Genomic DNA, 19589 nt, shown 5'->3' with positions numbered 1-19589 from the left:
ACACCACCATACATTGCTCATGTGATCCCGTCGTGACCTAACGCCCGCCACACAGGCGAGCAACTTGTTGCGAGTCCAGCGCCGCAGGCGCGGTGTGCTGGCGTTTGTTAGGCATTTTTGCCAATTTTTGTTTTAGTTAAAGAGACAGAAAATATAAATACGGCACTAAGCAAGGAATAAAATATAACGGGATCACCCCATATGGATTGAGTTAAAAATCCATAACAATGATGGGAAACATAGGCAGCAACCCAAAATGCTGTTTCTCGCCCAAAGATAAAATCGACAATATAAAGAAGTCCACCATCTTTAGGGTGAAAAAATTCTATAGCTCCCCGGAGAATCAATAGGTATGAACCGACAATTATTGGAATAAAAATCAATTGCCTAAGACGCGTTCTAAAACTCTTCACCATATTTAACGGCCTAACATTTTATTCGTGCGCATGCGCGTTTACCTCGTTGGACCAGTAAAAACGCGCATAGTTAACTATCTGTATGTAAAGAAGTTATCAGCTTTCTATAAAATACACCATCTGGAAAAACGCGCATGCGCGTTTTCCAAACCTATTAACTAAAAGTCTGCTTCTATAGTCACCTGATTTTATAGAGTTTTATTCTTTGCAGATGGAGTTAATGCTCACTGATATTGTCTGAACTTCATACCAAAACACCTAAATTTAAATACGACTGTATACCCATACATTGTTAGTCGCTTTACGTTAGGTCCAAACATTAGGTAAATGGATGAGATTTTGTATGGCAACAAGAGTAGGAGTTTTCTATTGAGCCAACGAACCAAAACAAGGAATGGGGCAAAAACTTTTAGCCAGATGAACAGTTCAATGGTCGTTAAGATTGCCACTGTTACAACAGTGACCGTTGGCGGCATGGCCGCTCTTTCACATCCATGTGAACGCGGCATTTATACTTCCATGTATAGCAGATGTCGCCGTCGAGCCTATAGGGATACTTCTTGTGAAATAAAAGGGCGGCGTGTCACAGGGGAAACAATGACAATTCATCCTACACACCTGACGACAAACTCATCTAGATTTGGGGCAAAAGCGCGTTCGCCAGAAACCAATTCAAAATAGTAAGGGTCGCAGTTAACCTGACTAGGCAAATCTGATCCACTGTCACGTTTGAATATTGATAAGGTAACTCCAAATTAATACCGCAACAGATTACCAATGATCTTTTATCACCAACTTATGGATATAAAAGATGGGTATAAAAGACTGTGCAAACATATGTTTGTGACTTCTTTGGGGCTACACACTCTAAAACGGTTTCTAGAACATAGGCTAGAGGGCATTACATTCCTGCAGGTTTCTCGCAGGTCTCATAGTTCTGTTGAGTACAAAAGGTCACTGGCGTGTAGATAATGTCGTCGTATTTTTGTTTCGTGACAATTTTATATAAGGTCAAAATGGCCTGCCTTCCCATTTCATAGGGACTTTGACCAATGTTGATATGGGCAAGGCGGTCTTTCAACATGTCTAATTGTTCTGGAGAGGTGTCGGTAATAATAATGACAATGTCCTTGTTATCGATTTTATCTTGATAGGGAGCCATCATTTCACGATAGAGGGCAGCATCATTTTGCGCCCAACCGCCTACGGCAACGAAGGAGTCGGCCTTCACTGGCTTGCCTTTCATCACGGACTCCATTTGCTTAACCGCTTGACTAAGTTGGTCAAAATTAAACAAAGGCTCGCGCACTTCTGTCCAGCCCAAATCGTTATTGAGCAATTCACCTGGAGGGGTATTGTAAGTTTTGCCTGATAACGCAGAGCGAACGCCCATTAGTCTTAAATTCAGATTTGGAGAATCGGGTCGCCCCGATTGCATGATAAGGGTTCCCCCATTGGGTCGTAACTTTTTAAGCTCCTCCCCTAACGACTGACCTAGTGCAAAATTATCAGTGCCGATATAGGCCAAACGTAAACTCTTAGGATCTTCATCGATAGAAGCATCAAAGTCTGAGTCATAGGTAACAACGGGGATGCCGGCTTCCTTTGCCCTCTTTAGGCTATTTTCGGCAAGATATTTAGATTGCGTAACCGCGACGGCAATTCCATCCACACCTTCATCAATCAGCTGGTTTATCACTTGATCTTGCAATCTCACACTACTTGATTCGGGCCCGCGATAGATGCATTCAACCCCTTTAATGTGTGCGGCGGCGTCAACACAACCCGTTTTGCTTTGATCAAAGAAAACACTATAGAATTTAGGCACAACTGCAAATTTAAACTCCTTCCCGTAGCCACAAGACAACGGTAATAGGCTAGAAGCAATCAGCAGCATCAATAATCTCGCCATACATTCCCCTAAACAGTAAGCTCGACTTAATAAGCAAAGGAATAGATTAAACCACACAAGTGGCAACTGTATTATGGAAGACTTTTGATCTCACTCAGTATTTTTGAGTTAGCTCATCTCTCTGCCCACAACAAAACAGTACTCAACAATTTGTTAGACGAGTCATAACGCCAATAGATGATTCTTGCTATTCACTGCAATTCACCAAAGCCTATAAGCATTCATTGCGTAAAACGGCTATTAATTTCAAAAATATTTTGAAACTGATAGCCGTTTTGATCACATTGTTTTTTGCCCAAACCTGCTTAAAATGCTGAGGTTGAATTTGTATTCCTAGATGATTTGGAGCCGTTACATGAGTGATTTAAGTTTTCTCGCTAAAAAGCGTTACACCACTAAGGCCTTTGATCCAACCAAGACGATTCCTGCCGACAAGATTGCCGAAATCAAGACCTTACTGCAATTCAGCCCATCATCGACCAACTCCAGCCTTGGCACTTTGTATTGGCTGGCACGGCGGAAGGCAAAGCCTTGATCGCACAAGCGACCGAAAACTACGCCTTCAATACTCAAAAAATTCTCAACGCTTCCCATGTAGTCGTGCTGTGTACGCGCACTCAACTCGATGAAGCCCATCTACTGCAAGTGCTAGAGCAAGAAGCCAAAGATGGCCGCTTTGCCAGTGAAGAAGCCAAGCAAGGTCAACATAATGGCCGCTCTTTCTTCGCCAATATGCACAAATATGAGCTAAAAGACGCCCAGCATTGGATGGAGAAACAAGTGTATTTAGCACTGGGTACCCTGATGTTGGGCGCAAGTGTGCTCGATATCGATGCCTGTCCTATCGAAGGTTTCGATGCGACTAAACTCAATCAAGTCTTAGGCCTGCGCGAAAAAGGCCTGTGCGCCTCTGTGGTGGTCGCTTTAGGTTACCGCTCTGAAGAAGATTTCAACGCTAAGTTACCTAAGTCGCGTTTAGCGCAAGAAGTTATCTTTACCGAGATCTAAACCTCGCCCCTTGAGCGAATTTGTATATGCCCTTGTTTGTATCGCAAACAAGGGCATTTTTATCGCCAGCTCTCCAGCATCAGCCAGCTACCATAACCGCAGTTAAAACCAACCAAAGGCGGAGTGATCTTGGGGTAAATTGCTCTAGAATCCTTCTTTGCCTACACTTTTCCTCTATGGCATAGTGTATTCCAAGCTCAGTAACGACTCGCATCAATATAAGATAAAAACATTTAAAATCTTACAGATAGCGCAAAGTTACTTTTAATCACACTCGCTTGATAACAACTTAGGATGGGACAGTCAGTATGCTACTCGCTAAACCTTCACTCAGTGCAGAAGCTCAATCGGCAACGCTCTCGACCACTAAGGGCGATAACCCGTTAATCTGGCCCGTGTTATCCGTGTTACAAGCCTCTAATCAAAGTTGGAAAATCCATCATCTCGCCACCGAACTGCAAAATCGCGGGCTAATCCATCCGTTAGATGAAAACCCTGGTAATGATTTGTTTAAACGCAATTTTTTACTGATGAATGCCCTGTTTGAACTGCAAGAGATCCTGATGCCAAAGCAATGGCTGCAAGTCAAAGCCATGGAGATTCAAATTTTCCGCCTCGTCCCTTCCAACGTTAACCTATTGATAATGGAAGATACTTCCCTGCGGGAATACTATCTTGACTGGAATAACTACGACACCAGTGAAAACGTGGTGCGCGAATTATTAGAAGCCTTCTGGAGCAGTTATAAGAGCTATATTGGCTTGAATGTGAATTTGATGCATAAGGGCCATGCGTTGAGGGTATTCGAGTTGGATGAGAGCGCAACCCCAAGGGATATCCGTAAACAGTGGCGCCGTTTAGCGCTGAAATGGCATCCCGATAGACCTGAAGGCGACGCCGCGCGTTTCCGTGAGGTCTGTGAGGCTTGGCAATCCCTGCGGGATATTGCTTAAGTTTTCCCTTTTATAACTGTGATCCCCTTTGCAGTCCTGCAATTCTCACGGTGAAACTCCCGCGGGATCACAGATTTAGTCCGATATCCGCCCCCTAATTCAGCGATAATTAAGCCTTGCCATCTAACCTAAAACCATATTCACGCGGGTATAAGCCCTGCGTATTTTTCAGTTTGAAATCATCTCGCCAATTGAGTTAATTGCGCATCTCAATCGATACGATGAATTCACGCTAACCGACTTTGAGGGAACTATGATCAAACCATTAGCCTTGGCTGTCGCCTTAATCGTTGCACCATTTAGCACCTTTGCCGCGAATTATGTTGAAGGTACTCATTACACTCAAATCTCCGACAAAGCGCCGAGCAGCGAACCCAAACTGACTGAGTTTTTCTCCTTCTATTGCCATAACTGCTTCAATATGGAAACCAACTATCTGCCCGATATCAAAGCGAACCTAAACAAAGGCATTGCATTTGATACTAAGCATGTCGACTTTATGAATAGCGACATTGGCACCGAAGTGATGCGCTCGCTGGCAGTGAGCCAAGAGTTAGACAATAAAGATGCATTAACCCATGCGATGTTCGCCGCGATTCAAGGCGAAGCAGGCGCAAATGGCCACGACCACAGTGCGCCAGGCCATAAGCACGAGCCACAAATCAATAGCCGTGACGACATTAAACAAGTCTTCGCTAAGTTTGGTATCGATGCGGCCAAGTACGACAAACTGGCCGACAGCAAGAGTACAGATGAGAAGCTCGCCCTATGGCGTGCCCAGCAGAACCAATTCCGCGTTGAAAGCGTGCCTGCTTTTATCGTGAATGATAAATATGCGGTTAACTTAAGTAGCATCAGAACCTTAGATGAATTAATTGGCCTGATTAACTACCTAGCAGTCGAGAAAGATGCTCAGGCACCTAAGAGTTCTGGCGGTAGCCTAAACTGGTTATTCTTAGCCTTTGCCGCAGCGATTGCTCTTGGCCGTCAAAAGCGTTTGAGCTAACACTCGACTGACGAGTTACCAATAAAAAAACCAGCATCTCTGCTGGTTTTTATTGTGTTTTATTCGCGAACTAACTCTACGGGGCATGACTCCTACGGGAAGTTACACCTATGGGACATTAGGCCTACGGAAAGTTACGCTCAGCAACGCCATTAGCTGTAACTGTCACCCCAGTTTCTGCGGCATGGATAAAGAAAGGCGCTGCCACATCATCGGGATTGTTACTCACATCCGGATCATCATTTTGCGCTAAGCAGGTATAACCTAAGCTGTAATCACCCGCGACCACAAAACCAAATTCATAATCGTGGCCGACGACTTGGCCGTTTGTATCTGTGACATCATTCACCCGAGCGGCGGCGATAGGCGCGATTTCAGTCGCCGTGTCGGCTTCGGTTCTAAAATCCTTCATCTGCTCAAGCGTGGTATTGGCGGGATACAAATAAACCGCTGGCGAGAACTCAGAACCACCTGCGGCGACTTCACAGCCTTCCATCACCGTCGCGCCCACTGTGCCTTTAATCGCCCCCACTTCGGACTGATTAAATAATTGCACTGAAGTCGGTTTCAGCGTCCAGTAATCTTTGTTGCCATGGGGATCTTGCAGACCTTTGCTTAAATCAAACTCGGCGACAAAGCTGTTTACACCAGCCGCAATGGTGAATTTTTTATTAAAAAACAATCGGCCAGTGTCACTCTCATCAGCGCCCACACCACCGCATGAGCCATTGCTGTTGGTCGTTAGCCCATAGAGAGTGTCATCGAAGGTTTGTACGTGTGAGCTTTCGCTATTGGCCACTGTGCTGTTTTTCATATACAGGCACATTTGGTACTCACCGACTGGGATAGATTGACCACTCACCAGCGTTTCTACCGCACTGCCTTGAAACTCTAATAAATCGACAAATTTGAGCTCGCCATTTGGAGTGACATTAAATGAGTAGCTACCCGTGTCGTTCTTCAGCACGACCTGCCTAAATGCGATAGTGACCGATTTTGCATCGGCGGGGTTGTCTGAAACCCCTAGGCTAAAGGTCGCCATTTGAGTGGCGGGCTCATTCGAATCAGAGCCGCCGCAACCAAACAGTAAACCCGTCAACGCTATCGCTAGAGCACTTTTTTGAATATTCATAGGATACCTTCATTTGTTCCAAAAAATTCTCAGCATCGCCTACCTCAATCTTTGAGCACAATTCAGTAAAGCCAAAGCATGAGAACATCGGCTCAAACGGCTGAGTAGGCATGTAGAGATAAGTCTAGGGCTGAGTGTGCAGCTTGTCGATGAACGTACGCTGAACGGTGAAAACCCGCTCAACCGAGAATGAGGTAAACCTATAGTGAGAGAAGGCGCAAAAGCGGGCCAAACTCTTGAGCTAACCTGACAGAGTAAAATGCTATTGGCGAATAAATTCAATAATATGTGTTGCTGCAAGCACCAAGTGAACGACTAAAAACCCAATAAAAAAATCGGCACAGATTTGATGATAACCACGCCAAGTCATCGCGAGCGGAGTGCCTTGATAAATAAACCATATCGCGCCCGTCACGCCAGTGGCCACCAGCAGCAACATGCCAATGCCTTCAACCGTACTGAACAAGCCCTTACCACCCGCGACCGGTAGTTTGCCCTTAAACAGTCCTTTAATGTCCTGCGCTAGTTGCCCCCAGTCTCCCACCAACCAGGCAAAATACTGATGCCATTTCCCTTGAAGAGTATTGCGCAGTAAAAATAAGATCCCGAGTACGGCACAGATTAATCCAAGATAAACATGCAGATAATCCCAAACGCTAGCATTAGCGCGCAGGCTTCTGCCGATAAAGATCCACGGGCTAGTACAGACGAGTAAAGTAGAAGACAGCACAATCCAAACGTGCAAACGAGCCAACAAAAAACCGAGTGCCTGCGTTAATTTTTCTGACATAGTTGGGTTACCTTTGCGGCAGACTTATCCCATTCGCCCATTTAGGCTTGATGGATCTGTTGGCCAAAATCATTCACTTTTTGCCAGTCAGTGTATTCAACATTAGTGACAGGATCCGTAGGCCCCTTAGTTAACCACATGATAAAGCGGATGATATTTCTATCTAACGCGTTATAGCCTTGGTAATTTAAGTTACCGCCAAATACCTGTAACAGCTTAGGGCGCCATGTCGTTTTACTTAAAAACGCCTGCATATAGGGATTGGTTTCTGGGGTGTTTTTCTCTGGCTTACGCGCGACTAAACTGACGGAGAAAAAGCCACTCACCTTTTGCGTGAGGATCTGTTGATGCTTCTGAATAAACTCATACAGCGCGGGGTTATGTTTCCCGTGACGAATGCTGGCGCCAATAATGATCTTATCGAAGGATTCCATCGCAGGGACGGCCTTAATATCCGCAATCACCACTGAGTTGCCTAACTCTTTGAGTTGCTGCGCCAATTGATTGGTGATTTTACGAGTTTGACCATGAACACTAGAGAAGATGATCAGAATTTTTTTCACTTAAGCCTCGATTATCTCAACAAAAATAAGAAAAAGCGGCCAGAAAAAGACAAAGACGGCGGCTTTATGTTGACCTAAACAAACGAATACATTCAGCCTCGATGACCCAATCAACCACTGCGCTTATTAAGCACCAGAGGGGCGCTTTTATGGTTCACCAGTCAAATATGAAGCCGTTTAGGTTTATCACGCAAAAAGCAAACTGCCTATTACGATATTGCATACTAGGTGATTTAGTCATCAATTTACATGAAATAGATCACGGGCTTAGCGCCAAATATGCCCTAGATATACGGTAATTCTAGCTTGCTCACAAAAACAAATATCCACTACCTTGGGATCAAAATGTTACAAAATCAGGAATGAGTACTATAGCTCTCGGGTGGCTAATAACAGGTAAAAGCATTAGCATTTGTTCACTTATCGCCTGAGTACCCCATCCATGAACGCAACTCAAACCCCAAATCCAAAGGCATTACTGCTGTGGATGACCTTTGTTATGTCGCTGGTCTTCGCCGTCTGGCAAGCCCTGCTTAATAACTTCGTGATTGAAAAAGCGCAATTTACCGGCGCCGAAATCGGTATGCTGCAAAGCCTGCGGGAAATTCCCGGCTTCTTAGCCTTTACCGCTATTTTTGTATTGCTGTTAGTGCGCGAACAAGCCTTTGCTCTGATCTCATTAGCCTTGCTCTGTATTGGTGTGGCGATTACTGGCTTTTTTCCGCAGGTGTTGGGGTTATATCTGACCACAATTCTGATGTCAGTTGGGTTCCATTATTTTGAAACCATTAACCAATCCCTCACTCTGCAATGGGTCGATAAACAAGACACTGCGGCGTTTATGGGTAAAGCCCTCGCATGGCGCTCCGCGGCGGCCTTAGTCGGTTATGGCAGTATTTGGCTAGTCATGACTTGGCTGAAGCTAGACTACTGGCATATGTACTTGATTATTGGTGTATTAGGTTTACTGATGGTCATCAGCATGAGCCTGTATTACCCCCAGTTCGACACCCATGAAGTGCAACATAAAAAAGTCATCCTACGTAAACGCTACTGGTTGTATTACTTGCTAACCTTCTTCTCCGGCGCCCGTCGGCAGATTTTTATGGTGTTTGCAGGCTTTATGATGGTCGAGAAATTCGGCTACAGCGTTAGCGAAATCACCGCCCTGTTCCTTATCAATTATGTGGTTAACCTGCTTTTTGCCCCAGCAATTGGCCGCTTTATCGGCCGTATTGGTGAACGTAATGCCCTCACATTGGAATACATTGGGCTGTTTTTTGTGTTTGTCAGCTATGCCCTTGTCGAACAACCCCATATGGCCGCCGCGCTCTATGTGATTGACCATTTACTGTTTGCGATGGCGATAGCCATGAAAACCTATTTCCAAAAGATTGCCGACAGCAAAGATATTGCCGCCACTATGTCGGTCAGCTTTACCATTAACCATATCGCCGCAGTCGTTATCCCCGTACTCTTAGGCCTACTCTGGCTAAGCGATCCTGCCCTCGTCTTCTATATAGGTGCAGGCTTTGCGGTGTGCTCATTAGTATTGGCTCTCAATGTGCCGCGCCACCCATCCCCCGGAAATGAAACCTACTGGGCATGGCCAGCTAAAAGCATTGATAAACCGAGTCTCGACAGTTAAAACGGTAGGCTGCGCAATAAAAGCAATCCAGCGCAGAGACTTAAGGATTGCAATCGACTAAGCTGGTCACGCGGGATAAGCTAGTATCCCGCGTATCAACAGCGATTAAGCCACAGGATAAAGGCATGAAGGATTCAGATATTTTAATGCTTGCGGATGAAGCAGCTCCCGCAGCCGAGGTCTCGGCCCGTAAAAAAGCCCTGCTCCTTGGGCGCCAACTCGGGCTCGCCAGCGAGCAGGAATATCGCCCCGCCAATGCCTCTATTGCCGAACGTGCACAGCATAGGGAGCGCAAACTCGCCAGCCAATATCAGGCCAATGTCGAAACCATTTTCGCCCTCGCCTTGAGCTACACACCATCGGATGTTACGGGGGTCGATCTCGACCCCGACTGGAGTCATCAATTCTTCCTGATGGCGGAGCAAATCCACAACCGTAAAATGCAGGATCTGTGGGCCCGTATTCTCTCGAGTGAAATCGTCAACCCGGGTAACTTTAGCCTGCGCACCCTAGCACTACTCAAACAACTTACCCACAGAGAAGCGCAAATCCTCGAAAAGGCCCTCGGCATGGCGGCCAAGGTCAATAATGAGCAGCGCTTAAAACTGATCAGCGGCTATCGACTCACTGGTGGACTCGGGCAGTATTTTCGCAAAAATAGCACTGTCACTCTTGGCTTATCCCAATTCGGTCTGCCCTACTCCAGCATTCTCACCTTGGTCGATGCTGGGATACTCCACAGCAGTGAGTTTGAAACCGGGTTACTCAACAGCAAAACTCCCATCCAACTGAGCATGCCCGGCATCCAAATGAAGCTCACCCCCAAGAGCGGAAACCTGCTGTTTAGCTACTATCGATTGACGCCGATTGGCGATGAACTGGCGCAGCTCGTATTGCCCAAACAGGATCAAGAATACCTTAAGGCGTTACAGGCGCTGTTTTCTAAGGATTTCAAAATCGAGTAATGGCTTAAAAAGACTTATATATCTGACCACAAAAATATTTTCTTGAATAAAGCCTAGCTGTCGCAAATACTTTGAGTATAAAAATTGCTCACTTCTAGGCTGAGTTAATAAGGATGCTTAGGCATCTCAAGGAAAGAGAATATGGTTAGTCAATCGCAAGAAATTGTTTTTTTAGATGAGCCCATAGCAAGCACAGCGGTAAAGGCTGCTAAAGCAGTCAAAATTCTCACAGTTGATGATGATATTAACTTCCAACGCTCTACCGCATTTGCCCTGTCTACCCTGACCATTCTTGGCTCAAAAATAGAATTAACCCAAGCATTTAGCTACGCAGAAGCCTGCCAAATCGTCGCCAATGAAGACGATTTTGCCATTGCCTTAGTCGACGTGGTGATGGAGACCGAAGACGCAGGGCTGAGATTAGTTCGCGGCATTCGAGAAGTCCTCGGCAACGAAAAAATTTGCATTATTCTGCTCACCGGACAACCCGGCATGGCACCGGTTTTTAACGTGATGCGCGACTATGATATCAACGATTATTGGACTAAGTCGGAACTCTCCGCCGACCGCCTACAAACCATACTGACCACCAACCTGCGCTCCTATCAACAGATCAGTAATATCGCCAACGCAAAACGCGGACTGCAATTAATCGCCGAGTCTAGCGGCGCCCTCTATACCTCGCGCAATATCAAAGAACTCTCGAGCAAGATGCTACAGCAACTGGCCATACTGCTGAATTTGCCTTCGGGCGGAATTGTCTGTGTCAAAGCCATTAATGACCTCAGCGAGTTTGGTCATATACATCAGATCATTGGCGCCTCGGGGGAATTTGAGTCTTACTACGGCAAAGCCTTGCAACAGCTCGAGCAGCAACATATTCGCATCCAACTCGAATTATCGCTCAGCAGTAAACAATCACGCATCGAGCCACAATACACTTGTCTGTTTTTCCCCGGCGAGCTGGCTGGCAATGACTATGCGGTTTACCTCGCCACTGGGCGACTCTTAGATGCGACCGAAACCGAGCTAATTCGCGTCTTTAGCATGAACATCTGCGGCGGCTTGCACAGCGTCTCCTTGATGAGTCAGTTGGATAAAATCGCCTTCGAAGATCCTTTACTCAAGATCCCAAATCGCAATGTACTCATTCGCACACTCGATGGCATTTTAAAGGAAGATGTTCGCGATAAATTTAATCTATTACTCATTGATATTGATAAGTTTTCAGACTTTAACCATGTGTTTGGCTCTGAGCATGGCAATAATATGCTCAAACATGTTGCCAATAGCCTGAGGGAGCAGTTCGATGCGAGTGTGCTCGTCAGCCGCTTAAAGGATGATAAGTTTGCCATTTTAGGCCCTAAGCATTTAGTCACCGCCGCTCTGATTGAGCAGCTGTTTGTCGCCCCCTATCAACAGGGTACCTCCTGCATTACCGTCAATATCAGCACTGTGACTCTCCCCCTTGAGCTCGCCGAAGGGGATGCGGTCGCCGCCATCACTCAGCTGAATATGGCGCTCAAAAAGGCCAAGAGTCTGGGCATTCGTCAGCATGTGACCTATCAACCCAACAACGATGATGTGACGTCACATTTTGAATTACTACAGGCACTGCAGTTAGGCATTACCCAAGGGGATATTCATATTGCTCTGCAGCCACAGGTGTCGTTACAAACGGGAGAAGTCGTTGGGGTCGAAGCGCTGGCGCGCTGGACTTTACCCAATGGTGATAAGGTGCCGCCCCTACGTTTTATCCCCATCGCCGAAGCGACGGGGCTGATCACTCAGTTGGGGGAACAACTGTTTGTGCAATCATGCCAAGCCATGCATGCTCTCGCCGAGGCGGGTTATCAAAACTTACGTATTGGCGTTAACCTCTCCGCAATGCAATTTGAGCAGGAAAAAATCGTCAATCAATTGCATAGCCATATAGAAGCGGCGCAGATTGCCAGCAAACATATCGAAATTGAAGTCACAGAATCTATTGCCATGCAGAATTTTGAGGTGATCAATAAACAACTCAAAGCACTGCGCAATATGAATATCAAGGTCGCGATCGATGACTTTGGCACTGGGTTTTCTTCCCTTGCCTACCTTAGCAAGCTGACCTTTGACAGGATTAAGATTGATAAATCCTTTATCGATAATATCACCACCGACGATGGCGCCGCGGCGATTGTCGACAGCATTATCCTGCTGGGTGAACGCTTCAAGATGAATGTGATTGCCGAAGGCGTTGAAACCCGCGAGCAAGCCCGCTGGCTTAAAGACCGCGGCTGCCATGATGCCCAAGGCTATTTTTACGCTAAACCTATGCCGCTCCAAGAGTTATTAGTGTGGCTCGCCAATTATCAAAAAAGCATTCTGTGATGATATTGAAACGCGTTATGACCTCCCAACAGTTATTTTGGCGATATTGGCTTAAGCTGATGTTACCTTGGCTGTTATTGGTGCCGCTGCTCAGCTTGGTACTCTACCAAAAGCGCCACGAAGATGCGATGACCCCCTTATATCGACAGGCCGATGCCGTGCTTGCCGATGCCAATCAAACCATAGCTTACTATCTCGGTAGCCTGAAACGAGACGCGCTATTTCTCGCTAAATATCAACTTCTTCTCGATACCGCGTCGGGCAAAAATGCCGATCTGACAGCTGTTGAGAACTTCTTTAAAGCCTTTAGCGACGCCTCGTTACAGTACGATCAAGTGCGCTGGCTCGATAACGACGCCATGGAAAAGGTGCGCATTAATCTTATCAACCATGAAGCACAAATTGTCCCGCAAGCAGAATTGCAATCTAAACAAGGACGCTACTACATAGCGCCGAGTTTAGCGCTCGAACCCGATACGTTTTACTTTTCCCCTTTAGATTTAAATGTCGAAAATAAAGTCATTGAGACCCCTATCAAACCTATGCTGCGCATCACCACCCCAGTGTTTTTAGCCTCTGGGGAGAGAAAAGGGTTTATTGCGCTGAATTTTCTCGCGCAAACCATGCTGGATGCCATCGCCAATACGGCTAAAGAGGGCGTCGAGCTGTCGATGTTAAACTCAGACGGCTACTGGCTTTTAGCACCACAGCCACAAATGGCATGGGGATTTATGTATGGACGGGAAGAGGTAAACTTTAGCAAATTCAATCCCTCCGCTTGGCAAGAAATCCGCAAAAATACCGAGGTAGCCTTTACCACCCCAGATGGACTCTGGGACTACGAAAATGTGCATGACATAGGTAATGCGGCCCTTCCTGAATGGCGGCTCGTGACTCATATTTCCCACAGCGTATTGGCGAGTATCACCAAACAATGCATTGTCGAAGCATTGAGTATTGGTCTGTTGCTATTGTTATTGGGCAGCGCCGTTTGCTGGCGTACGGCAAAATCAATGTGCGAGCGGGATAAGCTCCATGATGACTTAACCGAGCAGCAGCGACGGCTAGCAAATAGTAATAAAGCGCTGGCGCAGTCACTGCAACACCTGCACGATACTCAGCAGCAACTGATTGAAACCGGTAAATTATCTTCTCTTGGGATGATGGTGGCGGGTGTCGCCCATGAGCTCAATACCCCTGTGGGCGCCTCTTTAATGACCCTATCGAGCATGAAGAATGAGTGCAGCAAATTGCAATCTGCCTTCGAAACGGGCCTTAAACGCTCCGATGTCGATACGTATTTTGAGCACTTTTATGAAGGCGCCGAGATAGTCCAAGCAAACCTAGAACGCGCAGCCGCCTTAGTGAAAAGCTTCAAACGGTTAGCGGTCGACCGCACCGGTGAAGAACGTCGTGCCTTTAAACTCACTAGCCTAGTGCAAGATATGCTGCACACCTCATGGTTAAGAATGAAGAAGCAATTTCATGAACTGAATATCGACATCTCACCCGAGATAGAACTCAATAGTTATCCAGGCGCCCTTGGGCAAGTACTCGAGAATTTAGTCTCAAATGCGCTCACCCATGCGTTCGAAGATGTCGGTAATGGGCAAATCAACATTACGGCCTACAGCCTCGAAGATGCCTTTGTCGCCATTACCGTCACAGACAATGGCGGCGGCATGGACGATGCAACCTTAAAGCAGATCTTCGATCCCTTCTTTACCACTCGAAGAGGTAAAGGCGGCACAGGTTTAGGATTACATTTAGCACATCAACTGGTGACCCAGTTACTAGGCGGGTATATCAAAGTGACGAGTGAACTGGGCAAAGGCACTTGTTTTACATTAACCATTCCAACAAATGCCCCTGAGTCCCATAAAATCAGCTTAGGCTAATGCTTTCGCCTTATCGGGATTGATGACCCCAATCGCGGTTAAATAATCGATTAAAGCACGCACTTGCGAGGCTAAATCCCCTTTACTGGTATCAATCGTTAACTCCGCCGAGAGCGGCGCCTCGTAGGGTGATGAAATACCGGTAAAGTTGCTGATCTCACCGCGGCGAGCCTTAACATACAAGCCCTTAGGATCGCGCTGCTCACATATGCTAAGCGGCGTCGACACATGCACTTCGATAAATTGACCTTCTGGAAAACGTGCACGTATGCTATCGCGCTCCCCGCGAGTCGGCGAGATAAAGGCCGATAGTACGACTAAGCCCGCATCCACCATAAGTTTTGCCACTTCGCCAACGCGGCGTAAGTTTTCATCCCTATCGGCGACGCTAAAACCCAGATCCTTACATAAACCATGGCGCACATTATCGCCATCGAGCAAATAAGTGTGAAAGCCCGCCTCAAACAGTGCGCGCTCAAGCGCCCCTGCTAAAGTCGACTTACCCGCACCAGACAACCCAGTAAACCAGAGTAACACTGGATTTTGGCCCTTAAGCTTAGCTCTGGCCGCTTGGTCGACACTATGTTGGTGCCACACAATATTGCTCATAAACACTCCTCAAACCTTAGACCGCAAAAAGCCCAAGGCAAAAAATCATTAAAACGGAAAGATAACTGGCACCATAAAAATCACTATCAGGGAATAAAGCACAGATAGCGGTAGCCCTAAGCGCAAAAAGTCACTGAAACGATAGTTGCCCGCGTTAAACACCATTAAGTTGGTTTGATAACCGTAGGGCGAAATAAAACTGGCACTGGCCCCAAACACTACCGCCATAATAAATGGTCTTGGATCGACGCCATAATTCAGCGCCACCGCATAGGCAATCGGAAAGGCCAAGGCAGCCGCGGCATTATTGGTAACGAGTTCAGTTAACAACAAGGTGACTAAATAGACACCCACAAAGGCGCCAAACACCCCATAACCATTGATGGTACCGAGCAAGCCTTGCGCTAACCCATCGGCAAGACCAGTGCTCATCATCAGATTCGCCAACCCTAAGGCACTGCCGACTATCACTACTAATTCCAGTGGGAAGCGACGCTTAAGCTCCGACAAGGTCACAGCGCCAATGGCAAAGTAGCTCAGCAGTAATAGCACTAAGCCCTTGGCCAGCGGTAATACGCCGGTCAGACTAAGCACAATGGTGAGCACAAAACTGCTTAATACAAAACGGCTGCGGCGGCTGTCTAAGCGCACATTCAAATCGAGTCCGCTGACGGCGGCAAATTCAGTACTCAGCTTAGCATTGGTGCTAAAACCATCCCCCGGTGTCAGCAGCAACACATCGCCTGGTTGTAATACGATATCGCCCAAACCACCTTTTAGCGGATGATGACCACGGCGAATCGCCATTACCGCCGCATCAAACTGTTCGCGAAAGCGAGACTCCTTTAAGGTGCTGCCCACTAGACTCGATGAGGGTGCTAACACGGCTTCGACTAGGTTTTGCCCTTTTGCTTGATGTTTACCAAACCAATCCAGACCATCGAATTGATGCAACAGCTCCACCGACTCCACCGCGCCACTGAAACGCAGCACATCGTCCGCCTGTAACACTAACTGTGGCGGAACCGGACAAATACAGATGCCGCTGCGCTCAAGCTCGACTAAATAGAGCTTTTTCAGGGCTCTTAATTTGTTGTCCACCACGCTACGACCGACTAAAGACGAGCCTTTGGCCACATGGGCTTCCAGCAGATAGGGCAGTGTCTCTTCGGTCGAATCCTCTCGCCTGTCGGGTAAGGTATTGGCCAATACAATCAGCAGCACTATGCCTAACAGCACAATCAGCGTGGCCACTGGCGTGAACTCAAAGAACCCCAGCGCAGGCAAGCCCGCATTTTCGACAAAAGAGTTGACGATAAGGTTAGTGGAAGTACCAATTAAGGTCAGCGTACCGCCCAGAATCGCCGCATAGTTAAGTGGCAACAACAACTTAGCTGGAGCATGAGCCTGATTGCGGCGCACCACTCCAATCAAAGATGCAACGACGGCGGTGTTATTGGTAAAAGAGGACAGCAGCGCCGTCGAAAACCCCAATTTTGCCATAGTCACCGCAAGCGAATTATTGCCAATCACTTGGCTTAACTTGCCCAGCAACGAGGTTTTTTCCAGCGCCGTCGCCGCCAGCACCAATAACACCAATGTGACTAAACCTGTGTTGGTAAAGCTAGTGAGCGCCGTGTCGAGTGATACCATTCCTAGGAGGTAACAGAGTAAAAAAGCAAATAAAAACAACACAGCAGGATTAATGCGGCCGGCGATTAAGCCAGCCACTAATCCAAACAACACTATAGCTAATAGCCACAAGTCACTCACGTATTAGGCTCCAAGCTTTGAAATATCAATCGCTTGCCAATGCGGGAAGTGCTTACGCACCAGCGCATTAAACTCGATTTCAAAGGCGCTAAATTGTGAGGACGCTTGCTTGTTCACATGCTGTCCCGATACCACCATCACAGCCGCCACAGTAGCATTGGATAAACGGTCAATCAGGATCATGCCGCCAGTATCACGCACCAGAGAATAGGCATCGAAGACGATATCTTCGGTCAGTTCTAAGGTCACGCGGGCGATGGCATTGAGCCCTAAAGTGTCGGCGCTGCTGCGCGCAAGTGTGTTCACATCAACCACATAGTCGATGGCCGTCACAGAGGCTTGGGTCTTCTTACCCGCAACTTTAATGTCGTATAACTGGCCGAGTTGTAATGGTTTTTCATCCATCCACACTAGGTCAGCCACGATTTGATTGGCAACCTGTGGCGCACTCTCTGGCAGTGCCAGTAAGTCACCACGGGAAATATCGATTTCATCTTCTAAGGTGATAGTAACGGCTTGCCCAGCAGTCGCTTCGGCGAGATCGCCATCGAAGGTCACAATGCGTTCAACCTTGCTACGCTTACCCGAAGGCAGCGCAACCACCTCGTCACCCACCTTGATGACACCAGAGGCTAAAGTACCGGCAAAACCACGAAAATCGAGATTTGGACGCGACACATATTGCACTGGGAAACGTACAGGCAAGGCGCTGAGTTCACGTTGAGTATCAATGGTTTCGAGCAGTTCCAGCAGTGTGCCGCCCTGATACCAAGGCGTATGCAGACTCGGCTCAACCACGTTATCGCCATTGAGTGCAGATAAGGGTACAAAGTGGATATCTAAGTCGCCAAAATCTTTTACGAACTCACTGAAATCATTACGGATACGATTGAACACTTGCTCATCGAACCCGAGTAAATCCATCTTATTAACCGCGACCACAAAGTGACGAATACCCAGCAAAGAGGCAATAAAGGCATGACGCTTGGTTTGAGTCTGCACGCCATAACGCGCATCCACTAAGATCACTGCTAAATCACAGGTTGAGGCGCCAGTCGCCATATTACGGGTGTACTGCTCATGACCTGGGGTGTCGGCGATAATAAACTTACGCTTGTCGCTTGAAAAATAACGATAAGCCACATCGATAGTAATGCCCTGCTCGCGCTCGGCTTGCAGACCATCCACCAACAAAGCCAAGTCTATGGCTTCACCCGTTGTGCCCATCTTAGCGCTATCATTTTTTAAGCTGGCGAGTTGGTCTTCATAAATCTGCGCGCTGTCATGCAGTAAACGGCCAATCAGAGTGCTCTTGCCATCGTCTACGCTGCCGCAGGTTAAAAAGCGCAACAAACCTTTATGTTGTTGCTGGGCTAGATATTCTTTTACCCCGTGCTGGCTGATTTCTGCCGCCATACGATTGGTTTTATTGACCGCTTTATCCATCTTTATCTCACTCTTATCTTGCTCAACTGTTCGTGAAGTCACTGGTACTTGATTGCTCTAAAAGCCTTCATCGGGACATTCACGAAATCGGTTTAATCTGTCTCTCAACCTGTGCACGAAATGCCTTGGTTTAGAAATAACCTTGGCGTTTCTTCTGCTCCATCGATGCACTCTGATCCGAGTCAATCAATCGCCCTTGGCGTTCGCTCGAGCGAGTTAACAGCATTTCTTCGATGATTTTTTCGAGATTATCCGCCTGCGAATGCATCGCCGCCGTCAATGGATAACAACCTAAGGTTCTAAAACGCACCACCTCATGCTTGATGGTTTCGCCTTCCTCGAGCTTCATACGCTCATCGTCGGCCATAATCAGCTGACCACCACGCTCAACCACAGGGCGCTCAGCTGCAAAATACAGTGGCACTAACTCAATGTTTTCTTGATAGATATATTGCCAAATATCGAGTTCGGTCCAGTTAGATAACGGGAAGACACGAATACTTTCGCCCTTATTTACCGCGCCGTTATAGGTGCGCCACAGCTCGGGACGCTGATTCTTGGGATCCCATCTGTGGTGACGATCGCGGAACGAATACACCCGCTCCTTCGCGCGGGACTTTTCCTCATCGCGGCGCGCACCACCGAATGCGGCATCGAAACCATATTGGTTTAAGGCTTGTTTTAAGCCTTGGGTTTTCATGATGTCAGTGTGCTTGGCACTGCCATGGTCGAAGGGGTTAATCCCTTGGGCAACGCCTTCTGGGTTGGTGTGGGTTAATAATTCAAAGCCAAACTTTTTCGCCTGCGCATCACGAAAGGCGATCATCTCTTTGAATTTCCAGCCCGTATCCACGTGCAACAAGGGGAATGGGATCTTGCCGGGATAAAAAGCTTTACGCGCAAGGTGTAACATCACCGAAGAATCTTTTCCGATGGAATACAACATTACTGGATTGTCGAATTCGGCAGCGACTTCACGAATGATCTGAATGCTTTCGGCTTCCAGTTGTTGTAAGTGGCTTAATTCACGCCCGGCCATACTCTTCTCCGTTTACCTAAAATGGGCTGCAAAAGGCAGCTGAATTTAACTTAACTAT

Annotated in this window: 15 protein-coding genes and 1 pseudogene; 7 read left to right on the top strand and 9 right to left on the bottom strand. The window is 47.1% G+C overall.

Going from position 1 to position 19589, the window contains the following annotated elements:
- Window positions 1–107 precede the first annotated feature (107 nt).
- A complete protein-coding gene (locus tag N7386_RS04480) occupies window positions 108–416 on the bottom strand; it encodes a hypothetical protein (RefSeq protein ID WP_279767180.1) in 309 nt (102 codons plus the stop codon).
- 901 nt (window positions 417–1317) lie between these two features.
- Window positions 1318–2328 carry a sugar-binding protein gene (locus N7386_RS04475; RefSeq protein WP_279767179.1) on the bottom strand — a complete coding sequence of 337 codons (1011 nt, stop codon included), beginning with the start codon at window positions 2326–2328 and terminating at the stop codon, window positions 1318–1320.
- Between the two features lie 355 nt (window positions 2329–2683).
- On the opposite strand from N7386_RS04475, the pseudogene nfsB reads away from it, so the two are divergent.
- The 3 genes and pseudogenes from nfsB to N7386_RS04460 all read left to right on the top strand — a co-directional run bounded on the left by nfsB (window position 2684) and on the right by N7386_RS04460 (window position 5295).
- A pseudogene (gene nfsB / locus N7386_RS04470) lies at window positions 2684–3336 on the top strand (oxygen-insensitive NAD(P)H nitroreductase).
- Window positions 3337–3644: 308 nt separating this feature from the next.
- Window positions 3645–4289 carry a DNA-J related domain-containing protein gene (locus N7386_RS04465; protein ID WP_011623806.1) on the top strand — a complete coding sequence of 215 codons (645 nt, stop codon included), beginning with the start codon at window positions 3645–3647 and terminating at the stop codon, window positions 4287–4289.
- A gap of 253 nt (window positions 4290–4542) precedes the next feature.
- Window positions 4543–5295, top strand: a complete 753-nt coding sequence (locus N7386_RS04460) for a thiol:disulfide interchange protein DsbA/DsbL (protein ID WP_279767177.1) — start codon at window positions 4543–4545, stop codon at window positions 5293–5295.
- Between the two features lie 124 nt (window positions 5296–5419).
- Here the strand turns inward: N7386_RS04460 and N7386_RS04455 are convergent, their stop codons facing one another.
- The 3 genes from N7386_RS04455 to hemG form a co-directional block, all read right to left on the bottom strand.
- A complete protein-coding gene (locus tag N7386_RS04455; RefSeq protein ID WP_249554102.1) occupies window positions 5420–6427 on the bottom strand; it encodes a DUF4382 domain-containing protein in 1008 nt (335 codons plus the stop codon).
- 262 nt (window positions 6428–6689) lie between these two features.
- Window positions 6690–7217, bottom strand: a complete 528-nt coding sequence (locus tag N7386_RS04450) for a cytochrome b/b6 domain-containing protein (RefSeq protein WP_279767176.1) — start codon at window positions 7215–7217, stop codon at window positions 6690–6692.
- A 41-nt stretch (window positions 7218–7258) separates the two neighbouring features.
- Window positions 7259–7780, bottom strand: coding sequence for a menaquinone-dependent protoporphyrinogen IX dehydrogenase (hemG, locus tag N7386_RS04445; protein WP_011716010.1), 522 nt, complete (start codon window positions 7778–7780; stop codon window positions 7259–7261).
- A gap of 442 nt (window positions 7781–8222) precedes the next feature.
- Here hemG and N7386_RS04440 point away from each other — a divergent pair, with 442 nt between their 5' ends.
- The 4 genes from N7386_RS04440 to N7386_RS04425 all read left to right on the top strand — a co-directional run bounded on the left by N7386_RS04440 (window position 8223) and on the right by N7386_RS04425 (window position 14664).
- Window positions 8223–9428 (top strand): MFS transporter, encoded by a 1206-nt coding sequence (locus N7386_RS04440; RefSeq protein ID WP_279767175.1) that lies wholly within the window; start codon window positions 8223–8225, stop codon window positions 9426–9428.
- 125 nt (window positions 9429–9553) lie between these two features.
- Window positions 9554–10393, top strand: coding sequence for a TIGR03899 family protein (locus N7386_RS04435; RefSeq protein ID WP_220055552.1), 840 nt, complete (start codon window positions 9554–9556; stop codon window positions 10391–10393).
- Window positions 10394–10534: 141 nt separating this feature from the next.
- On the top strand, window positions 10535–12766 hold the full coding sequence (locus N7386_RS04430; protein ID WP_279767174.1) for an EAL domain-containing protein: 2232 nt from the start codon (window positions 10535–10537) through the stop codon (window positions 12764–12766).
- A gap of 17 nt (window positions 12767–12783) precedes the next feature.
- Window positions 12784–14664 carry an ATP-binding protein gene (locus tag N7386_RS04425; protein WP_256657221.1) on the top strand — a complete coding sequence of 627 codons (1881 nt, stop codon included), beginning with the start codon at window positions 12784–12786 and terminating at the stop codon, window positions 14662–14664.
- Here N7386_RS04425 and cysC read toward each other — a convergent pair.
- The 4 genes from cysC to cysD form a co-directional block, all read right to left on the bottom strand.
- On the bottom strand, window positions 14656–15273 hold the full coding sequence (cysC, locus tag N7386_RS04420) for an adenylyl-sulfate kinase (RefSeq protein WP_086902094.1): 618 nt from the start codon (window positions 15271–15273) through the stop codon (window positions 14656–14658). The two genes, N7386_RS04425 and cysC, sit on opposite strands and share 9 nt — an antisense overlap.
- 48 nt (window positions 15274–15321) lie before the next feature.
- On the bottom strand, window positions 15322–17046 hold the full coding sequence (locus N7386_RS04415; RefSeq protein ID WP_279767173.1) for an SLC13 family permease: 1725 nt from the start codon (window positions 17044–17046) through the stop codon (window positions 15322–15324).
- A 3-nt stretch (window positions 17047–17049) separates the two neighbouring features.
- On the bottom strand, window positions 17050–18492 hold the full coding sequence (cysN, locus tag N7386_RS04410; protein WP_086902092.1) for a sulfate adenylyltransferase subunit CysN: 1443 nt from the start codon (window positions 18490–18492) through the stop codon (window positions 17050–17052).
- A 130-nt stretch (window positions 18493–18622) separates the two neighbouring features.
- Window positions 18623–19531, bottom strand: coding sequence for a sulfate adenylyltransferase subunit CysD (gene cysD / locus N7386_RS04405; RefSeq protein WP_011623816.1), 909 nt, complete (start codon window positions 19529–19531; stop codon window positions 18623–18625).
- Window positions 19532–19589: the final 58 nt, after the last annotated feature.

It is taken from the genome of Shewanella sp. GD04112, from assembly GCF_029835735.1.
In the GTDB taxonomy this organism is placed as follows: domain Bacteria; phylum Pseudomonadota; class Gammaproteobacteria; order Enterobacterales; family Shewanellaceae; genus Shewanella.
This window is presented reverse-complemented; position numbering and strand designations above follow the sequence as displayed.

Bases quoted from the DNA above. Each gene is read 5' to 3' on its own strand.
- N7386_RS04480 (WP_279767180.1), bottom strand. From the start codon at position 416: ATGGTGAAGAGTTTTAGAACGCGTCTTAGGCAATTGATTTTTATTCCA.
- N7386_RS04475 (WP_279767179.1), bottom strand. From the start codon at position 2,328: ATGGCGAGATTATTGATGCTGCTGATTGCTTCTAGCCTATTACCGTTG.
- N7386_RS04465 (WP_011623806.1), top strand. From the start codon at position 3,645: ATGCTACTCGCTAAACCTTCACTCAGTGCAGAAGCTCAATCGGCAACG.
- N7386_RS04460 (WP_279767177.1), top strand. From the start codon at position 4,543: ATGATCAAACCATTAGCCTTGGCTGTCGCCTTAATCGTTGCACCATTT.
- N7386_RS04455 (WP_249554102.1), bottom strand. From the start codon at position 6,427: ATGAATATTCAAAAAAGTGCTCTAGCGATAGCGTTGACGGGTTTACTG.
- N7386_RS04450 (WP_279767176.1), bottom strand. From the start codon at position 7,217: ATGTCAGAAAAATTAACGCAGGCACTCGGTTTTTTGTTGGCTCGTTTG.
- N7386_RS04440 (WP_279767175.1), top strand. From the start codon at position 8,223: ATGAACGCAACTCAAACCCCAAATCCAAAGGCATTACTGCTGTGGATG.
- N7386_RS04435 (WP_220055552.1), top strand. From the start codon at position 9,554: ATGAAGGATTCAGATATTTTAATGCTTGCGGATGAAGCAGCTCCCGCA.
- N7386_RS04430 (WP_279767174.1), top strand. From the start codon at position 10,535: ATGGTTAGTCAATCGCAAGAAATTGTTTTTTTAGATGAGCCCATAGCA.
- N7386_RS04425 (WP_256657221.1), top strand. From the start codon at position 12,784: ATGACCTCCCAACAGTTATTTTGGCGATATTGGCTTAAGCTGATGTTA.
- cysC (WP_086902094.1), bottom strand. From the start codon at position 15,273: ATGAGCAATATTGTGTGGCACCAACATAGTGTCGACCAAGCGGCCAGA.
- cysN (WP_086902092.1), bottom strand. From the start codon at position 18,492: ATGGATAAAGCGGTCAATAAAACCAATCGTATGGCGGCAGAAATCAGC.
- cysD (WP_011623816.1), bottom strand. From the start codon at position 19,531: ATGGCCGGGCGTGAATTAAGCCACTTACAACAACTGGAAGCCGAAAGC.